Origin of the sequence: Thermosulfurimonas sp. (assembly GCF_015491435.1) — a bacterium.
GTDB lineage: Bacteria > Desulfobacterota > Thermodesulfobacteria > Thermodesulfobacteriales > Thermodesulfobacteriaceae > Thermosulfurimonas_A.
Genome location: NZ_WFVX01000181.1, coordinates 1 through 13,342, shown reverse-complemented (window position 1 = coordinate 13,342; position 13,342 = coordinate 1). Strand labels below are relative to the sequence as shown.

The 13,342-nt window shown below is 56.5% G+C and carries 15 protein-coding genes; 1 reads left to right on the top strand and 14 read right to left on the bottom strand.

Going from position 1 to position 13,342, the window contains the following annotated elements:
• The 14 genes from hypF to F8J34_RS08275 all read right to left on the bottom strand — a co-directional run.
• The coding region (gene hypF / locus F8J34_RS08340) for a carbamoyltransferase HypF (protein ID WP_297058247.1) at window positions 1-1,519 on the bottom strand (1,519 nt) is incomplete at its 3' end.
• Window positions 1,516-2,181 carry a hydrogenase nickel incorporation protein HypB gene (gene hypB / locus F8J34_RS08335; protein WP_297058244.1) on the bottom strand — a complete coding sequence of 222 codons (666 nt, stop codon included), beginning with the start codon at window positions 2,179-2,181 and terminating at the stop codon, window positions 1,516-1,518. The genes hypB and hypF, both read right to left, overlap by 4 nt.
• Entirely contained in the window at window positions 2,174-2,527 is a 354-nt protein-coding gene (locus tag F8J34_RS08330) for a hydrogenase maturation nickel metallochaperone HypA (RefSeq protein ID WP_297058241.1), read from the bottom strand. The genes hypB and F8J34_RS08330 overlap by 8 nt, the downstream gene beginning before the upstream one ends.
• Window positions 2,520-2,735, bottom strand: coding sequence for a HypC/HybG/HupF family hydrogenase formation chaperone (locus F8J34_RS08325; protein ID WP_297058238.1), 216 nt, complete (start codon window positions 2,733-2,735; stop codon window positions 2,520-2,522). The genes F8J34_RS08330 and F8J34_RS08325 overlap by 8 nt, the downstream gene beginning before the upstream one ends.
• 8 nt (window positions 2,736-2,743) lie before the next feature.
• Entirely contained in the window at window positions 2,744-3,235 is a 492-nt protein-coding gene (locus F8J34_RS08320; RefSeq protein ID WP_297058235.1) for a hydrogenase maturation protease, read from the bottom strand.
• Window positions 3,235-3,912, bottom strand: a complete 678-nt coding sequence (gene cybH / locus F8J34_RS08315) for a Ni/Fe-hydrogenase, b-type cytochrome subunit (protein ID WP_297058233.1) — start codon at window positions 3,910-3,912, stop codon at window positions 3,235-3,237. Before cybH ends, F8J34_RS08320 begins: the two co-directional genes overlap by 1 nt.
• A 12-nt stretch (window positions 3,913-3,924) precedes the next feature.
• A complete protein-coding gene (locus tag F8J34_RS08310) occupies window positions 3,925-5,637 on the bottom strand; it encodes a nickel-dependent hydrogenase large subunit (protein ID WP_297058231.1) in 1,713 nt (570 codons plus the stop codon).
• Between the two features lie 11 nt (window positions 5,638-5,648).
• The gene (locus F8J34_RS08305; RefSeq protein ID WP_297058228.1) at window positions 5,649-6,737 is read right to left on the bottom strand and encodes a hydrogenase small subunit; all 1,089 of its coding nucleotides are present in this window, start codon (window positions 6,735-6,737) and stop codon (window positions 5,649-5,651) included.
• A gap of 189 nt (window positions 6,738-6,926) precedes the next feature.
• The gene (locus tag F8J34_RS08300) at window positions 6,927-8,252 is read right to left on the bottom strand and encodes a nickel-dependent hydrogenase large subunit (protein ID WP_297058226.1); all 1,326 of its coding nucleotides are present in this window, start codon (window positions 8,250-8,252) and stop codon (window positions 6,927-6,929) included.
• Window positions 8,234-9,043 (bottom strand): hypothetical protein, encoded by an 810-nt coding sequence (locus F8J34_RS08295; RefSeq protein WP_297058223.1) that lies wholly within the window; start codon window positions 9,041-9,043, stop codon window positions 8,234-8,236. Before F8J34_RS08295 ends, F8J34_RS08300 begins: the two co-directional genes overlap by 19 nt.
• Window positions 9,024-9,413: a hydrogenase iron-sulfur subunit gene (locus F8J34_RS08290; protein ID WP_297058220.1), complete on the bottom strand. Its 390-nt coding sequence runs from the start codon at window positions 9,411-9,413 to the stop codon at window positions 9,024-9,026. The genes F8J34_RS08295 and F8J34_RS08290 overlap by 20 nt, the downstream gene beginning before the upstream one ends.
• Window positions 9,403-11,286, bottom strand: coding sequence for a CoB--CoM heterodisulfide reductase iron-sulfur subunit A family protein (locus F8J34_RS08285; RefSeq protein WP_297058217.1), 1,884 nt, complete (start codon window positions 11,284-11,286; stop codon window positions 9,403-9,405). The genes F8J34_RS08290 and F8J34_RS08285 overlap by 11 nt, the downstream gene beginning before the upstream one ends.
• Window positions 11,283-12,059, bottom strand: a complete 777-nt coding sequence (locus tag F8J34_RS08280) for a heterodisulfide reductase-related iron-sulfur binding cluster (protein ID WP_297058214.1) — start codon at window positions 12,057-12,059, stop codon at window positions 11,283-11,285. The genes F8J34_RS08285 and F8J34_RS08280 overlap by 4 nt, the downstream gene beginning before the upstream one ends.
• A complete protein-coding gene (locus F8J34_RS08275; protein ID WP_297058211.1) occupies window positions 12,056-12,829 on the bottom strand; it encodes a MerR family transcriptional regulator in 774 nt (257 codons plus the stop codon). The genes F8J34_RS08280 and F8J34_RS08275 overlap by 4 nt, the downstream gene beginning before the upstream one ends.
• 46 nt (window positions 12,830-12,875) lie before the next feature.
• Here F8J34_RS08275 and F8J34_RS08270 point away from each other — a divergent pair.
• A partial coding sequence (locus F8J34_RS08270; protein ID WP_297058208.1) for a hypothetical protein occupies window positions 12,876-13,342 on the top strand: 467 nt, incomplete at its 3' end.

Sequence of the window (13,342 nt, the reverse complement as noted above, 5' to 3'; positions counted from 1 at the left end):
CAAGGACCAGGGCCAGGGCCCGGCCCCCGGCCCGCTCCCCCAGGGCCGAGTAGGCGTGAGCCGCGTGGTGCTGGAGATGAAAAAGCGGAAGTCCCTCCCTTTGCGCCATCTCCTCGGCCAGGCGGGTGGAAAGATAGTCCGGATGAAGATCTGTAACCAGGGTCCGGGGTTTTACGGAGAAAAGATGTTCGTAACTTTTGAGGGTTCGCTTCCACAGGGAAAGGGTGGCCACGGACTCAAGATCCCCGAGATGGGGCGAAAGGAAGGCCTCCTCATTTCGGGTCAAAGCAAAGGTGTTTTTTAGAAGGGCGCCGGTTCCGAGGAGGCCGGATTTTTTCCGCGGAAGGGGAAGAGGGTCCGGCGCCAGACCCCGGGCCCGGCGCAGAACGATCCGGGTCTTTCCGGAAAAGCGCACCACCGAGTCGTCAAGCGGGTTTACGATGCGCCGATCGTGCAGGAGAAAAAAGTCCGCAATGCCGGAAAGACGCGAAAGGGCCTCGCGGTTTTCGAAACAGAGAGGCTCCCCGGAAAGATTCCCGCTGGTCATGACCAGTGCCCTGCCGGGCCAGAGGGAGAGAAGAAGGTGGTGAAGCGGGGTGTAGGGAAGCATGAGGCCTACGAGATAGATCCCCGGGGCCACGGATTCGGCGAGAGGGAAGGGTTTCTTCTTCCGGCAAAGAACGATGGGGGCCCTTCGAGAGGCAAGGGCCGCGACCTCTTCCGGGGTAAGCTCCGCCAGGCACCGGGCCGCCTCCAGATCCCGCACCATGACCGCGAAGGGTTTCCGCGGGCGGTGTTTTCTGGCCCGAAGCTCCCTTACCGCGGATTCATTTTCCGCATCACAGGCCAGGTGAAACCCCCCGAGCCCTTTGAGGGCCCAGATGGCCCCCTCCTGTAGGCTCCGGATCATGAATTCCCAGGGATCCGGGACCTCAATTTTTTCGCCCTTCCGGGAAAGGATAAAGATACGGGGGCCGCAGATCGGGCAGGCGTTGGTCTCGGCGTGAAACCGTCGGGAGGCCGGGTCCCGGTATTCCCGGAGGCAGTCCGGACACTGGGGAAAATCGCGCATGGAGGTCCGCTCCCGGTCGTAGGGCAGGGCCTCGATCACCGTATAGCGGGGGCCGCAGTCCGTACAGGTGGTAAAGGGGTAGCCGAAACGGCGATCTTCCGGGGAAAAGACCTCGGAGAGACACTCCGGACAGGTGGCCACATCCGGGGAAACATAGGTGGCCGGGGGGCCGGCGCCGCTTTTCCGGGCTTTAAATTCTCCGGAGAAGGTTTCTGGGAAGGATCTTACGGAGATCCTTCGGATGCGGGAAAGCGGCGGAGCCTCGGCCCGAAGGGCCGAAAGGAAAGCCCGGAGATTCTTCTCTTCTCCGGTAATGAGGACCTCCACCCCCTCCGGGACATTGCGTACCTCGCCTGCGAGGGAAAGCCTCCGGGCCAGGCGCACGAGGAAGGGCCTGAACCCCACCCCCTGCACCCTTCCATCCACCAGAATACGCAGGGATTTCATGCGCGGAGGAATTCTATCCAGGGCTTGAGGCCTTCTTCCGTGCGGGCGGAGAGGGGAAAGAGCCGGGCTTCGGGGGTTATGCGGGCGATGAGTTCTGCAACCCGTGCCAGATCAAAGTCCACATGGGGGAGAAGGTCTATCTTGGTCAGGACCACGGCGCTGGCCCGGCGGAAGGCCTGGGGGTATTTTTCGGGTTTATCCTCGCCCTCGGTCACGGAAAGGACCACCACGGTGAGGTCCTCGCCCAGGTCGAAGTCCGCCGGACAGAGGAGGTTCCCCACGTTCTCGATGAAAAGAATCTCCGGCGGGAAGGCCGCAAGCTCATGAAAGGCCCGGTGCACCATACGGGCGTCCAGATGACACACCCCGCCGGTGGTCACCGCGGCCACCGGAATCCCCAGCCGGGAGAGCCTTTCCGCATCCCGCCGGGTTTCGGGATCTCCCTCGATCACCGCCACCCGAGCCCCGGGAAGCCGTCTTACCGTGGCCTCGATGAGGCTGGTCTTTCCGGCCCCGGGAGAGCCGACGAGGTTTATGACCCTGACCCCAAGCCTTTTGAACCAGGCCCGGTTCTCGCGGGCCAGCCGTTCGTTTTCCGAAAGGAGCCCCCGGGAGACGGTCACCCGGAGGGTCCTTTCCCCGCAGCCGCAGCTCTCACACATCGGCCACCTCGAACTCCACCTCTCGCAGGGTTAGTTCCTCCCCGGAAAGGAGGGTCTTTTCCGGGCTCTGGCAACCGGGGCAGAGGGAAAAGTAGTCCCCGGAAAACTCTCTTCCGCAAGTCTCGCAGCGAAAACGAGCCGGAATCAGATCCAGGATCATCTCGGCTTCTTTGAGTTCGGCATACATTTCCCGGAGCACCTCATAGGCCCAGCGGAAGGCCTCGGGATCCACCCCGGAAAGTTCTCCGATCTCCACGGTAAAGCGCAGGACCCGGTGGGCCCCCTCGTGTTCTTTAAGGCGCAGGAGTTCCTCGGCCAGGGCGGCCACCAGGCTGGCCTCATGCATGTCCGGTTTCCTCAAGAATCTGGTGGAGAAGCTCCCAGGTTTCCCGGGCCTCTTCGGGTTTGATCTTCTGTAGGGCAAAGCCCACATGGACGATCACCCAGTCGCCGGGGGAGAGTTCTTCTACGGGAAGGAGATGGAGATAGACCGGCATTTCCACCCCTTCGGCCTCGGCCAGGCCCATGGGGTAGTCGATCTCCTTTAGCCGCATAGGGACCCCTACGCACATTTTTTGCGTCTCTTTAAGTAGATGTTAACCGAGGCGAGTTCCTCTTCAAGCCAGGAGAGGGCCCGGGGCAGGGCTCTCTTAAGGTTTGGGGAAAGCTCAAGACCCGGGGAGATCTCTTCCGGGACCGCGGCCAGGATCCGGATCCTGGCCGGTTTTAGTCCGGAAAATTCCGCAAACTTTAGGGCCTCGATCAGGCTCACCTCGTGAGGGCTTAGGGTCTTAACCGCCGCGAAACGGGAAAGATCCTTGTTTTCGAAGATCTGAAGGGTCCCCGGCGGAGCTGAATCGGCCACTACATCCACGAGTAGGGCCAGGTCCTTTTCCCGGAGATAGTCCAGAAGGGAAAAGCCCGGACATCCTCCATCCACCACCTCCACCTCTGGAGGGATCTCGTAGCGGCGTTCAAATTCACGGATTACATGTATTCCGAACCCTTCGTCCCGCAGGAGAAGGTTCCCCACACCTAGTACCAGGACCCGCATCAATCCTCCTCGACTTCGGCGGGCAGGAATTTGGAACCGGAGAAGGCTCCTGAGATGATGGCCTCCGGAGCCTTGAAGTCGTTCCAGATGGCAATGTAAAGGTGCACGATCACGAAGAAGATGAAGCACCAGTGGAGGATATAGTGGATGAAGCGAGCCATCTGTAAGGAGCCGAAAAGTGCTACTCCCATTTTACTGATCCAGGAGACATCCGGATAGAGCATATATAGACCGGTAAGGGACATCACGATGGCAGCCATAAAGAGGAGGAAGTAAATGGTGCCTGCAAGGACCGTGTGCCCCATGCGCCATTCGTGTTCATCCGTGAGGTAGAGGTAAAACTTAAGCGACTGCCATAACGAGCGAATGTTTCGTCGGTTGATGGGCAAGAAGTCGGTAAAGCGCTCGTAGCGGTTTCCGAAAAAGAGAAGATAGAGTCTCACGGCTACTGCGGCCATGAAGACATAGGCTGCGGCGAAGTGATAGTAGCGCAGGGTGGCCATAAGATACTGGGGTTTAAACTCCGCCCACTTGGTGGTGAAAGGGGGAGAGTGGATGTAGATTCCGGTAAGAAGGAGTACGGCGCAGGAAAGAGCAAAGGACCAGTGAAAGAGCCTTAAAGCCCAGCTCCACACAAAGACCCGACGATAAAGGATTTCTTTGTCTTTTTTAACCATGACTTTATCCCCCTAAAGGGCCTTAACTTTTACTATTTCTCGCCGCTCGGGATCTAGAATGTGTACCGCGCAGGCAATACAGGGATCAAAAGAGTGCACGGTACGCAGGACTTCAAGGGGTTTTTCCGGAATGGCCACAGGATTATCGAGGAGGCTTGCCTCGTAGGGACCGCGTTTTCCCAGCTGACAGCGCGGGCTCACATTCCAGGTGGAGGGCACTACGGCCTGGTAGTTTTTGATTTTTCCGTTTTCGATGACCACCCAGTGGGAAAGGGTTCCCCGGGGGGCCTCGTGGAAACCGAAGCCTCTAATTTCACCCCTCGGGAAGGCGGGGGGAGTGCGGTAAGGGTAAATATTAAAGTCACCCCGTCCTATGTTCTCTATCAGAAGATTTAGGTGTTTCAGAGCGAGCTCAGCCAATACTGCCGCGCGGATGGCTCGGGCCACCTGGCGTCCCATAGTGGAGTGGAAGTCATCAATGGTGATTTTTTTCCCGGAGATACTTCGGATGCGTTGGAGGGCTTCGTCCGTCCACTTCCGGATAAGTTCATGCCCTAAGGCGTAACCTACCAGAACCTGGGCGAGAGGGCCTACCTGCATGGGTTCTCCATTAAAACGCGGGGCCTTGGCCCAGGAATACTTCCCCTTTTCCTGAAATCCTGTGTAATATGGCACTGTATCTTCCTGCCAGGGATGCCGTGTCCAGTCCCCTTCGTACCAGGAATGCACCACGCTTTCGGTTACATGATCTTGGAAATAAGGGTCGTTAAAACTCTTTATGGCTTTTACCGAGCGGAGATCAGCCTTGAAGATGGTTCCTCCGGGAAGGTCAAAACGTGTGCCTTGGGTATCAAGCGGAAGATCTGGAACCGCAAGATAATTGGTCACTCCGGCCCCGATCTTGAACCACTCCGGATAAAGGGCCGCGAGAGCACAGGCGTCCACAAAATAGACCTTGTGTACAAAGTCACGCACCGAAAGGAGCAGTTCGCGGGCCCAGCTCAGGCGCTCCATATTTAGGGTGGCTTCATTTTCGGGATTTATGGCTAGGGCTACCCCGCCCACGATCACGGTCTGAATGTGCGGGGTTTTAGCCCCGAAGATAGCTACTACCTGGTTGGCTTTATATTGATAATCCAGGGCCTCAAGGTAGTGTCCTACAGCGAGAAGATTTACCTCCGGGGGGAGCTTCATGGCCGGATGTCCCCAGTATCCGCTGGCAAAGGGGCCGAGCTGGCCGCTAGCCACAAACCGTTCCAGTTTCTTTTTTACTTCCCGGAAAAAGGTTACGCTGTTTCCCGGCCAGTCCGAAAGGCTCTGGGCCAGACGGGCAGCCTTTACGGGATCGGCCTTTAAGGCCGAGACTACGTCCACCCAGTCCAGGGCCGAAAGATGATAGAAATGCACGATATGATCGTGAAGGGCGTGGGCACAGAGGATGATGTTCCGCACATACTGGGCGTTTAAGGGGATTTCTATCCTTAGGGCGTTTTCCACGGCTCTTACTGAGGCAATAGCATGCACTGTGGTGCAGACTCCGCAGAAACGCTGAGTGAAGGCCCAGGCGTCCCGGGGGTCACGTCCCTTAAGAATGACCTCTATTCCGCGCCACATCTGGGCCGAGGCCCAGGCCTCCCGCACCCGTCCTCCTTCGACCTCTACATCTATACGTAAATGGCCTTCGATGCGGGTTACGGGATCAATGGTGATCTTCTTTCTGGCCATGACCAAGCCCCCTATTCTTCCTGGTCTTTTTCTTTTCCAGAGATGCTTTTCAATACCTTTTTAGCGGCCCCGATAGTGGCATGAGCAGCCACTACCGCTGCTGCCGCTCCGACGGCCACACGCCCCGCCTTCTCGGCCTCGACTCGAATACCTCCTCCAGCCGGAATGTAGATCTTGGGAAGATGTTCATAAAAGGGGCTCATACGATCCCAAAAACTGGGTTCCGTACAACCTATGCAGGGGTGCCCGGAGCCTATCGGCCAGGCTCCTACATCGCAGAAACGCTGCACCGGGCAGTTGGAGTAAGTAACCGGACCCTTACAGCCCACCTTGTAAAGACAGTATCCCTGCTGGTGAGCCGGATCCCCGAAGGACTCCACGAATCGTCCCTCGTCGAAGTGGGGCCTTCGTGGACACTGATCGTGAATCCGTCGTCCGTAAGCGAACTTGGGACGCGAGAGGTCGTCGAGTTCCGGGGGATGGCCGAAGGTAAGAGTGTAGAGAACAGTGGATAAAAAGTTGTAGGGATTGGGTGGACAGCCCGGAATATTGATCACCGGACGGCTTAATACCTGGCTCACCTTAACGGCTCCGGTGGGATTGGGGGCCGCGGCCTGGATCCCTCCGAAAGAAGCACAGGTGCCGATAGCGATCACCGCCCCGGCTTTTTCCCCCACCGTACGCAGGATCTCTATTGCCGGGCGCCCGCCGATCTGACAGTAAATTCCGCCATCTTTGGTAGAGACCGCTCCCTCCACTACACAGATATAGCGCCCCTTATATTTCTTGAGAGCCTCTTTCAGTGCTTCCTCGGCCTGTTCTCCGGCTCCGGCCATCAAGGTCTCGTGATATTCAAGAGAGATTAGCTCCAGGATCAGACGGGCTAACGGAGGGTGGGAGGAACGCAAAAGACTCTCGGTACAACCCGTGCATTCCATGAAATGGAGCCATATTACCGGCGGCCTTTCCGAGGACTTCACCGCCGCAGCCACTTTATCCACCATCTCCACCGGAAGTCCCATGGTGGCCGTGGCTATGGTGCAAATCTTCAGGAAATCCCTCCGGGAAAGTCCCATCCTGATGGGCGGAATACGAGCCATTTTTTTCTTCCCCTTTCAATGTTTTTAACAGTTATAATCATAATCCCCATGAGGAACAAAAGTCAAGGAGCAAATAGAGGATTTAAGGGTGATAAGAGATTATTTAGGGAAATTAAGGCATATATCTTTCAAAAATCTGAAAATTTTCCGAAATATTTCTAGTATGCGGGTTTTGTTAAGGAGCTGGGCTTAAAAAATTTTTCTCTGCCCCTCCTTTTCCGGTGACGAATCTCTTGGGGAGCGATTTCTCAGGAGGTGAACCATACAGGGAACGCAGGGATCAAAGGTTCTTATGAAACGTTGAATCTCGAAAAGCAAATTTTTCTCTTCCGTAAGGGGCCAGTAAGGCCAGAAACGGGGAACGCAGTCACTGATTACTCCCAGGTTCTGGGCCGTGGGAGTGATAATCTTAACTGTTTTTATCACTGCATCTAAATCAAAGGTATAATGGTGGAGGAGGAGCCCCCGGGGGGCTTCAAAGGCCCCTAAACCTTGTTTCCGCACTGGTTTAAGAGGAGCGAAAGAAAGGGAATGGTTTATCGGAAGCTCAGGAAGAAGGTGTTTTAATCTCTCCGCGGCCCAGAGAACCTCATAGGCTCTGAAGAGGGAGGCCCGGCTAAGGTCCGGTTCCCCTATATTTTTAAGAGCTTGATGAGCCTCCCGCGAAAGGGGGAAATCCGGTGAGGGAAAAAGGTAAAACCGGGCCAGTGGTCCCACAAGATAGGCACCAAACGGCGGGAGATTTATTCTTTTTAAAAAGGAACCCTCCTCACTTTCGACCAGGGTTTCGTAAAACCGGGAGAGGGGAAACCTTAAGGGTTTGTTTTTCCCGGGGGGGAGGACCAGGACCTCCGATCCCTCGGGAGAGAGGGCTACCAAGGGACTTTGGACCGGCCAGAGAAAGGGCTGAGAGACGGTCTTTTCCCAGTAAAGTTCCCAAGTTTTTCGGGCGAGAAGAAGCACCCTTTCGTTCCGTTCGCCGAGCTCCTTCCGTTCTTCAGAGGAGATCTTTTTCCCCCAGCCTCCGGGAATTCCTCCCAAAGCGAGATGTCCTCTTCCCCCCACGATCTCAAGCATCCTTCTTAGGTGCTTACGGTTCTCCAGGAAGAGATCCCAGAGCCCGGTCTTTTCCAGCCAGGAAAGGGAGTCAGGGGAGGGGAAAGATTCCAGATCTGGCCCGGAGAAGAGGAGAAGTACGGTAAGGTGGTCCCGAAGCCAGGAGATAAGGCCAAAGGCCTCCCGAATCTTCCGGATCCCCTCCGGGGGAGAGATCCCGAGACCCTCTTCCGCAGCCTGCAGGGAGGCCAGATGATGAGCCTCGGCACAGATTCCACAGATACGAGCCGTAAGAAAGGGCATTTCCTCCAGAGGCCGCCCTACTCCCAGGGTCTCAAAGGCTCGGAAGAGGTCGGTCTTCCAGGAAATACCGGCGAGATTATCCCGGGAATCCACCTTTATTTCCAGGCTCAAGGCTCCTTCGATGCGGGAAACGGTCTCTAGTCGGATCTTCCGCATTTTCCTTTCCTCACCAGGGGATGGGTGGCAAGATCAAAGCGATAGAGGCTTCCTGCCGGATCCCTCCAGTTTTTAAGGGCCTCGGTGGCCTTTTGGGGTACGAGAGCCGAGACCATGGCCGAGAGAAGCCTTTCGCCCCGGGCGGTGAGTCCGGCCGGAGGTCCGTAGCAGCCGAGACAGGGATAGCCGGCCCTAAGGCACCGAGCCCCGCACCCCTTTTGAGTTACCGCCCCGGCACAAAAGACCCCCAGGGAGAGATAACATCCCCGGCTCTCAGGCTCGGTCTCCGGAAACCTCTTGAAATCCGAAAGACGGAAGGGATGCCTATCCCGGGGGCATTCTTGGCAGACCGGTTCTTCGGAGGGGCCGGGCGGCCGGCCCGAAAGGAGGCCCTGAAGATAAACGGTCCAGGTGGAACCCTCCGGAGGACACCCCGGAATGGAAAGGTCGGGGACCACAAGAGAGGATAGGGGCCTGGGCCCTTCTTTTCGGATCCACAGAAGTCCGGGGATCCCTCCCCAGAGGGCACAGGCGCCCACCGCAACTACCGTGCGGCATTTTCTTCGAAAGAGTCGGACCACCTCTTCATGTTCCGGGCTCTTTACCGCCCCACATAAGAAACCGATCTCTATTCCTTGGTCCGGTATTTTCCTGAAAACCTTCAAGGTCTCGTCTTTAACCTTGTTCCAGAATATCACCTCCGCCTGGCGGAAAAACTCCGGAGATTCCTCCAGGAAAAACACCGGATCACAGCCGCCGCAGGAAAGAAGATTATGAACCGCGATCTTCAAGGCTCAATTCCCTATAGAATTTATGAATTTCCTCCCCGAGCCGTTCTCCTTCTCCGGACGAAAGCCAGATAATTCTCAGGCGTCGTAGATCCTCTCCCAGAGCGGAAAGCACCCGTTTTAAGGCCTTAAGGCGCAGGCCAGCCCTTAGATTACCCTCCCGGAAATGGCATTCCCCGGGAGGACAGCCGGCTACAAGGACACCGTCGGCCTCCGTTAAGGCCTTTATTACCACCTCCAGTTCGAGACTTCCGGTGCAATTTATTCGAAAGGGTTGAAAACCCACCGGGAGTTCCGGATGGCAAAAGGCCAGATTCTCAAGGGCCCGGGCCGCGCACCATTCGCAAAGGAATCCGATAATCCTAGGTTTCACCGAAAAGGACCTCCAGGCTCTGAAGATGGGCTTCCCGGGGGAAAGGCTTCATTCTGAGTGCTCCCGATGGGCAGGCGCTTGCACAAAGGCCGCAGCCGCAACAAAGTGTCTCCTCAACCTTGAGCCTCTCGAGATCTATATGAAGGGCCTTAAAGGGGCAGACCTCCACACAAAGCCAGCACCGTCCGCAGCGCCGGTCTTCCCATTCAATCCAGTCCGTTTCCGCCCAAAAAGAGGGGGTTTCCAGAAAAAGCAGGGCCTCAAGGGCTGCGGCTTCTCCAGAAAGGACGCTTTCGGAAAGATCTTTGGGACCGGAAGCCGCCCCGGCAATCCAGATACCCTTCCTCAGGGTCTCTACCGGAGCGGTCTTTTCCTCCCGCGGAGAGAAAAAGCCGAACCGATCCGGGCAGAGTCTCAGAAGGGAGGCCATTTCCTCCGAGCCTGTCTCCGGTACGAAACCCGGGACCAGGACCACCAGATCCACGGCCCATACCCTCTGCTCCGAGCCCAGGGTATCCTCGGCCAAAAGGGTAAGCCTCCCTTCATCCTCCGGGGTTAAGGGCACCTCCGAAATCTCGGCTACCTGCCCCCGGATAAATTGAATCCCCTCCTCCTTGGCTCGTCTTAAAAGTCCTTCCCCCTCCGGGGTCTTTAGCCTTAGGTCCAGATAAAAATGATAGACTTCCGCCGAAAGCCTTTCTCGAAGAAGGATTCCGGCCTTAAGGGCCAGACTGCAGCAGATTTCCGAACAATAGGGAAGGTGTCTTCGATCGCGACTCCCCACACAGTGGATTACGGCCACCCGCCGGGGAGACTCTCCGTTAAAACCGTAGATGCTTTCTTGCCGGGTGAACATCCTTTCCAGATCCCAGAGGGTAATGACCCCGGGAAGGCGTTTATAGCCGTAATAGGGTATTTTCTCTGCAGGGTAGGGTCTGAAACCGGTGGCCACGATGATCCCCCCCACCTTTAAACGATGAAGGCGAGGGGTTTGTTCAAAACGGATGGCCTTACGGGTACAGACCTCCTTACACCTGGAGCAACTCTCTCCCCGGAAGTGAAGACAACGTGCGGCGTGAATTACCGGGGCCCGCGGAACGGGATGCGGAGGATCCATGGTAATGGCCGGGGGATTAACGGGGCAGACCCGGAGGCATTCTCCGCAACCATGGCACCTTTCAGAGTCCACATAACGAGGTCTTTCTTCAAGGGTAACCTCATAGGCCCCGGGGCGGCCTTTTACCTCGAAGACATGAGTCAGGGGAAAGAGGTGGAGGTTTTCCTGCTGGATAAGGGCCGAAAGCCGTGGGGAAACGAGACAGGAGGCGCATTCCAGCCGGGGATAGAGACGATCCAGAAAAACGGCCTTTCCTCCAAAGAAGGGTTCTCTTTCAACCAGATAGACCGGAAGTCCCTTTTCTGCAGCCTTAAGGGCTGCAGAAAGGCCTGCTATTCCTCCTCCTATTACCAGAAGGCCCTCGGTAACCGGAAACTTTTTTAAGACCGGGGCCCTATAATAGGAAAGGGCCCGAAGCGCTCCCTTCAAAAGCCCCATGGCCCTGCGGTAGGCTCCTTTCTTTCCCAACCAGGCCGCCTCCTCCCTCAAAGCCACCAGGTGAAAGGCCTGAGCTTGGCGTTTTTCGGAAAGCTCTTTAAAAATAGGGCCGTGAAGATGGGGGGAGCAGGCTCCTACCAGAACCCCTTCCCCGGGAAGGATCCGGGCTTCAAAGAAGGCCTGCCCTTCGGGAGAACAAAGGAAAGGGTGCTGGAAGATCTCCGTCCCGGAGGAGGTGAGCTCCTTTTTAAGGGCCTTAAGGTCCAGGTTTTCACTTATGTTCCCGCCGCACTCGCAGAAAAAGATTTTGACCTTCATTCTTCCTCCGGAATTCCCAACCAGGAGGGAGAGATTCCTAGGGCCAGGCCCAGATACTGGGTAAAATATCTCACCGGAAAGGGAGGGTCTCCGTAAATTTCGAGATTCAGTTTGCAAACCGGACAAGCCACCGCCAGGCCCGAGGCGTTCTTTTGCCGGGCCTCAAAAAGAAGTCGCCGGCAAAGATTTTTGATGACCGGGGAGTCGGTGCGGGGAAGATGTCCTCCGCAACAGTGGGTCTTAAGGGTGGTAGGTATCACCGGATAGCCTGCGGCGGAAAGGACCTTCTCCAGGGCCTGAAGGTCAGTGGGATAGGGACGGGAAAGAAAACAGCCGTAATAGACCGCCACCGGAAAACCCCGAAAGTGGGGCGAACGAAACCTTGAAAAATCGATCCGGGTCAAAAACTCGGTCAAGGACAGGATTCGGGGAAGGTCCGGAGAAAGCTCAAGGCCTTCGTCTTTTAAAAGTTCCGCAATCCGGGATCGCCAGAGCGGATTTTCTCTGAGGATGTTCCGGGCACGTTTGAGATTGTGAAAGCAAAGGCTGCAGGTTACCAGCAGTTCTTTCCCTGAGGCCAGAGCCAGATTGCGGGCAGCGAGAAAAAGTCCTACCCCCTCCGGGGCCTCTTCAATTTCCCGGGCCCCGCAACAGTTCCAGTCCGGAAGAGGTTCGAGTTCGAGAGACAAAAGGGAGGCCAGGGCCTCAATAGATAGGTAAAAATCGCGGGCCAGATGTTCCGAGGAGCAGCCCGGATAATAAAGGACCTTCATGGCCACTCCCTTGCATGCTCTAGCGCACGCCTAAAGGCAGAGAGGTTCTTAATTTTTGAAGGGGCGGAGACCTCCTTTTCTCCTTCCGGGCCGGGAAGGCGTAAAAACAGGCGCTGGTTCTCTCCGGAACCTATTATACGGATGTGATAGGCGTGTACAGCCCCGAAGTCGAAAGAACGCCCTCTCTCTTCAAGGAGACTCCAGAAGATTCGGCTCCACTCCGGGTGTTTGCGCCACCTTTTTCCCGGAGGGAGTCCCTCCCGTCTCAAAAATCGCAAAAAATCCACCACCGGGATTCCCTGAGGACAGCGCTCCTCACAGAGGTAACAACCCACGCAAACCCAAGGGGTGTTTGCTGAGGGTAAAGAGTCCGGCCCTTCCCGCCAGGCCTGGATCAGACGCCAGGGAGGAAGGTCCATTTCCTCGTGCACCGGACAGATAGCCCCGCAGATTCCGCAGACGTTACAGTCCTTAAGCCGTGCGGCCTGAGGGAAGGTCTTAGGAGGCGGGGGAGAAGGGATTTCCCGCGGGAGCCGTTTCTTGATTTCCTTAAGCGTAAGGCCTTGCTTTTTTAATCTCAGAATCGTTTTTAAGCGTTCAAGGGTCCAGGCAGGATAATAGAATTTCACTCCCCCGCTTTTCTGGCCTTTTCTTTTTCCCTTGGGGAGCAAACCCAGTTGGACATAATAGAGAAAGGTGCGTCTGCTGATCCGGTAGCCTTCTTCGGCAAGCTTCTGTAAAATGTCTTCCAAAGGAAGACCGGATTCCATACCTCTGTTTTTAACAGAGAAATAATCCTTGCCAAGGGGGAACGTCATGGCCGAGATTAAGAGCGCTCTGGAGATCGCTCTGGAAAAGGCGGAGAAGATCGGTAAGGCCTCCAAGGAGGAACTGAAGGCCCAGGAGTGGAAGGAAAAGGGACAGAGACTGGCAGCCCGGTTTCTGAAGCAGGAGCAGGTGGATCTGGTCCGGGAATTGAGCCAGGTTCCCCCGGAGGGAAAGGCCCCTCTGGTCAGGGGGCTGGTGGAGATCTTCCTGCGCAATATCGTCCTGCCGCGGGACGAGTATGTCCTCAAAGATGCCCGTCAGGCCCTGGAGGGACTGAACCTGGTCTTTTCGGCCTTCCCGGAGGTCAAAAATCTCACCCGGGAGATAGAAAAACTCCTGTCCCAGTATCTCCAGCACCGGGAGGCCCTTTACCAGCAACTCAAACAGCAGTTTGAGGCCCAGCTCTCGGGTATGGAGGAGGCCCTGAGTCAGCAGATGGGGGTCCAGGTGAAGGT

Excerpts from the sequence above, each read along its gene's own strand:
- hypB (WP_297058244.1), bottom strand. The coding sequence starts at position 2,181 with ATGTGTGAGAGCTGCGGCTGCGGGGAAAGGACCCTCCGGGTGACCGTC.
- F8J34_RS08330 (WP_297058241.1), bottom strand. The coding sequence starts at position 2,527 with ATGCATGAGGCCAGCCTGGTGGCCGCCCTGGCCGAGGAACTCCTGCGC.
- F8J34_RS08325 (WP_297058238.1), bottom strand. The coding sequence starts at position 2,735 with ATGCGGCTAAAGGAGATCGACTACCCCATGGGCCTGGCCGAGGCCGAA.
- F8J34_RS08320 (WP_297058235.1), bottom strand. The coding sequence starts at position 3,235 with ATGCGGGTCCTGGTACTAGGTGTGGGGAACCTTCTCCTGCGGGACGAA.
- cybH (WP_297058233.1), bottom strand. The coding sequence starts at position 3,912 with ATGGTTAAAAAAGACAAAGAAATCCTTTATCGTCGGGTCTTTGTGTGG.
- F8J34_RS08310 (WP_297058231.1), bottom strand. The coding sequence starts at position 5,637 with ATGGCCAGAAAGAAGATCACCATTGATCCCGTAACCCGCATCGAAGGC.
- F8J34_RS08305 (WP_297058228.1), bottom strand. The coding sequence starts at position 6,737 with ATGGCTCGTATTCCGCCCATCAGGATGGGACTTTCCCGGAGGGATTTC.
- F8J34_RS08300 (WP_297058226.1), bottom strand. The coding sequence starts at position 8,252 with ATGCGGAAGATCCGACTAGAGACCGTTTCCCGCATCGAAGGAGCCTTG.
- F8J34_RS08285 (WP_297058217.1), bottom strand. The coding sequence starts at position 11,286 with ATGAAGGTCAAAATCTTTTTCTGCGAGTGCGGCGGGAACATAAGTGAA.
- F8J34_RS08280 (WP_297058214.1), bottom strand. The coding sequence starts at position 12,059 with ATGAAGGTCCTTTATTATCCGGGCTGCTCCTCGGAACATCTGGCCCGC.
- F8J34_RS08275 (WP_297058211.1), bottom strand. The coding sequence starts at position 12,829 with ATGGAATCCGGTCTTCCTTTGGAAGACATTTTACAGAAGCTTGCCGAA.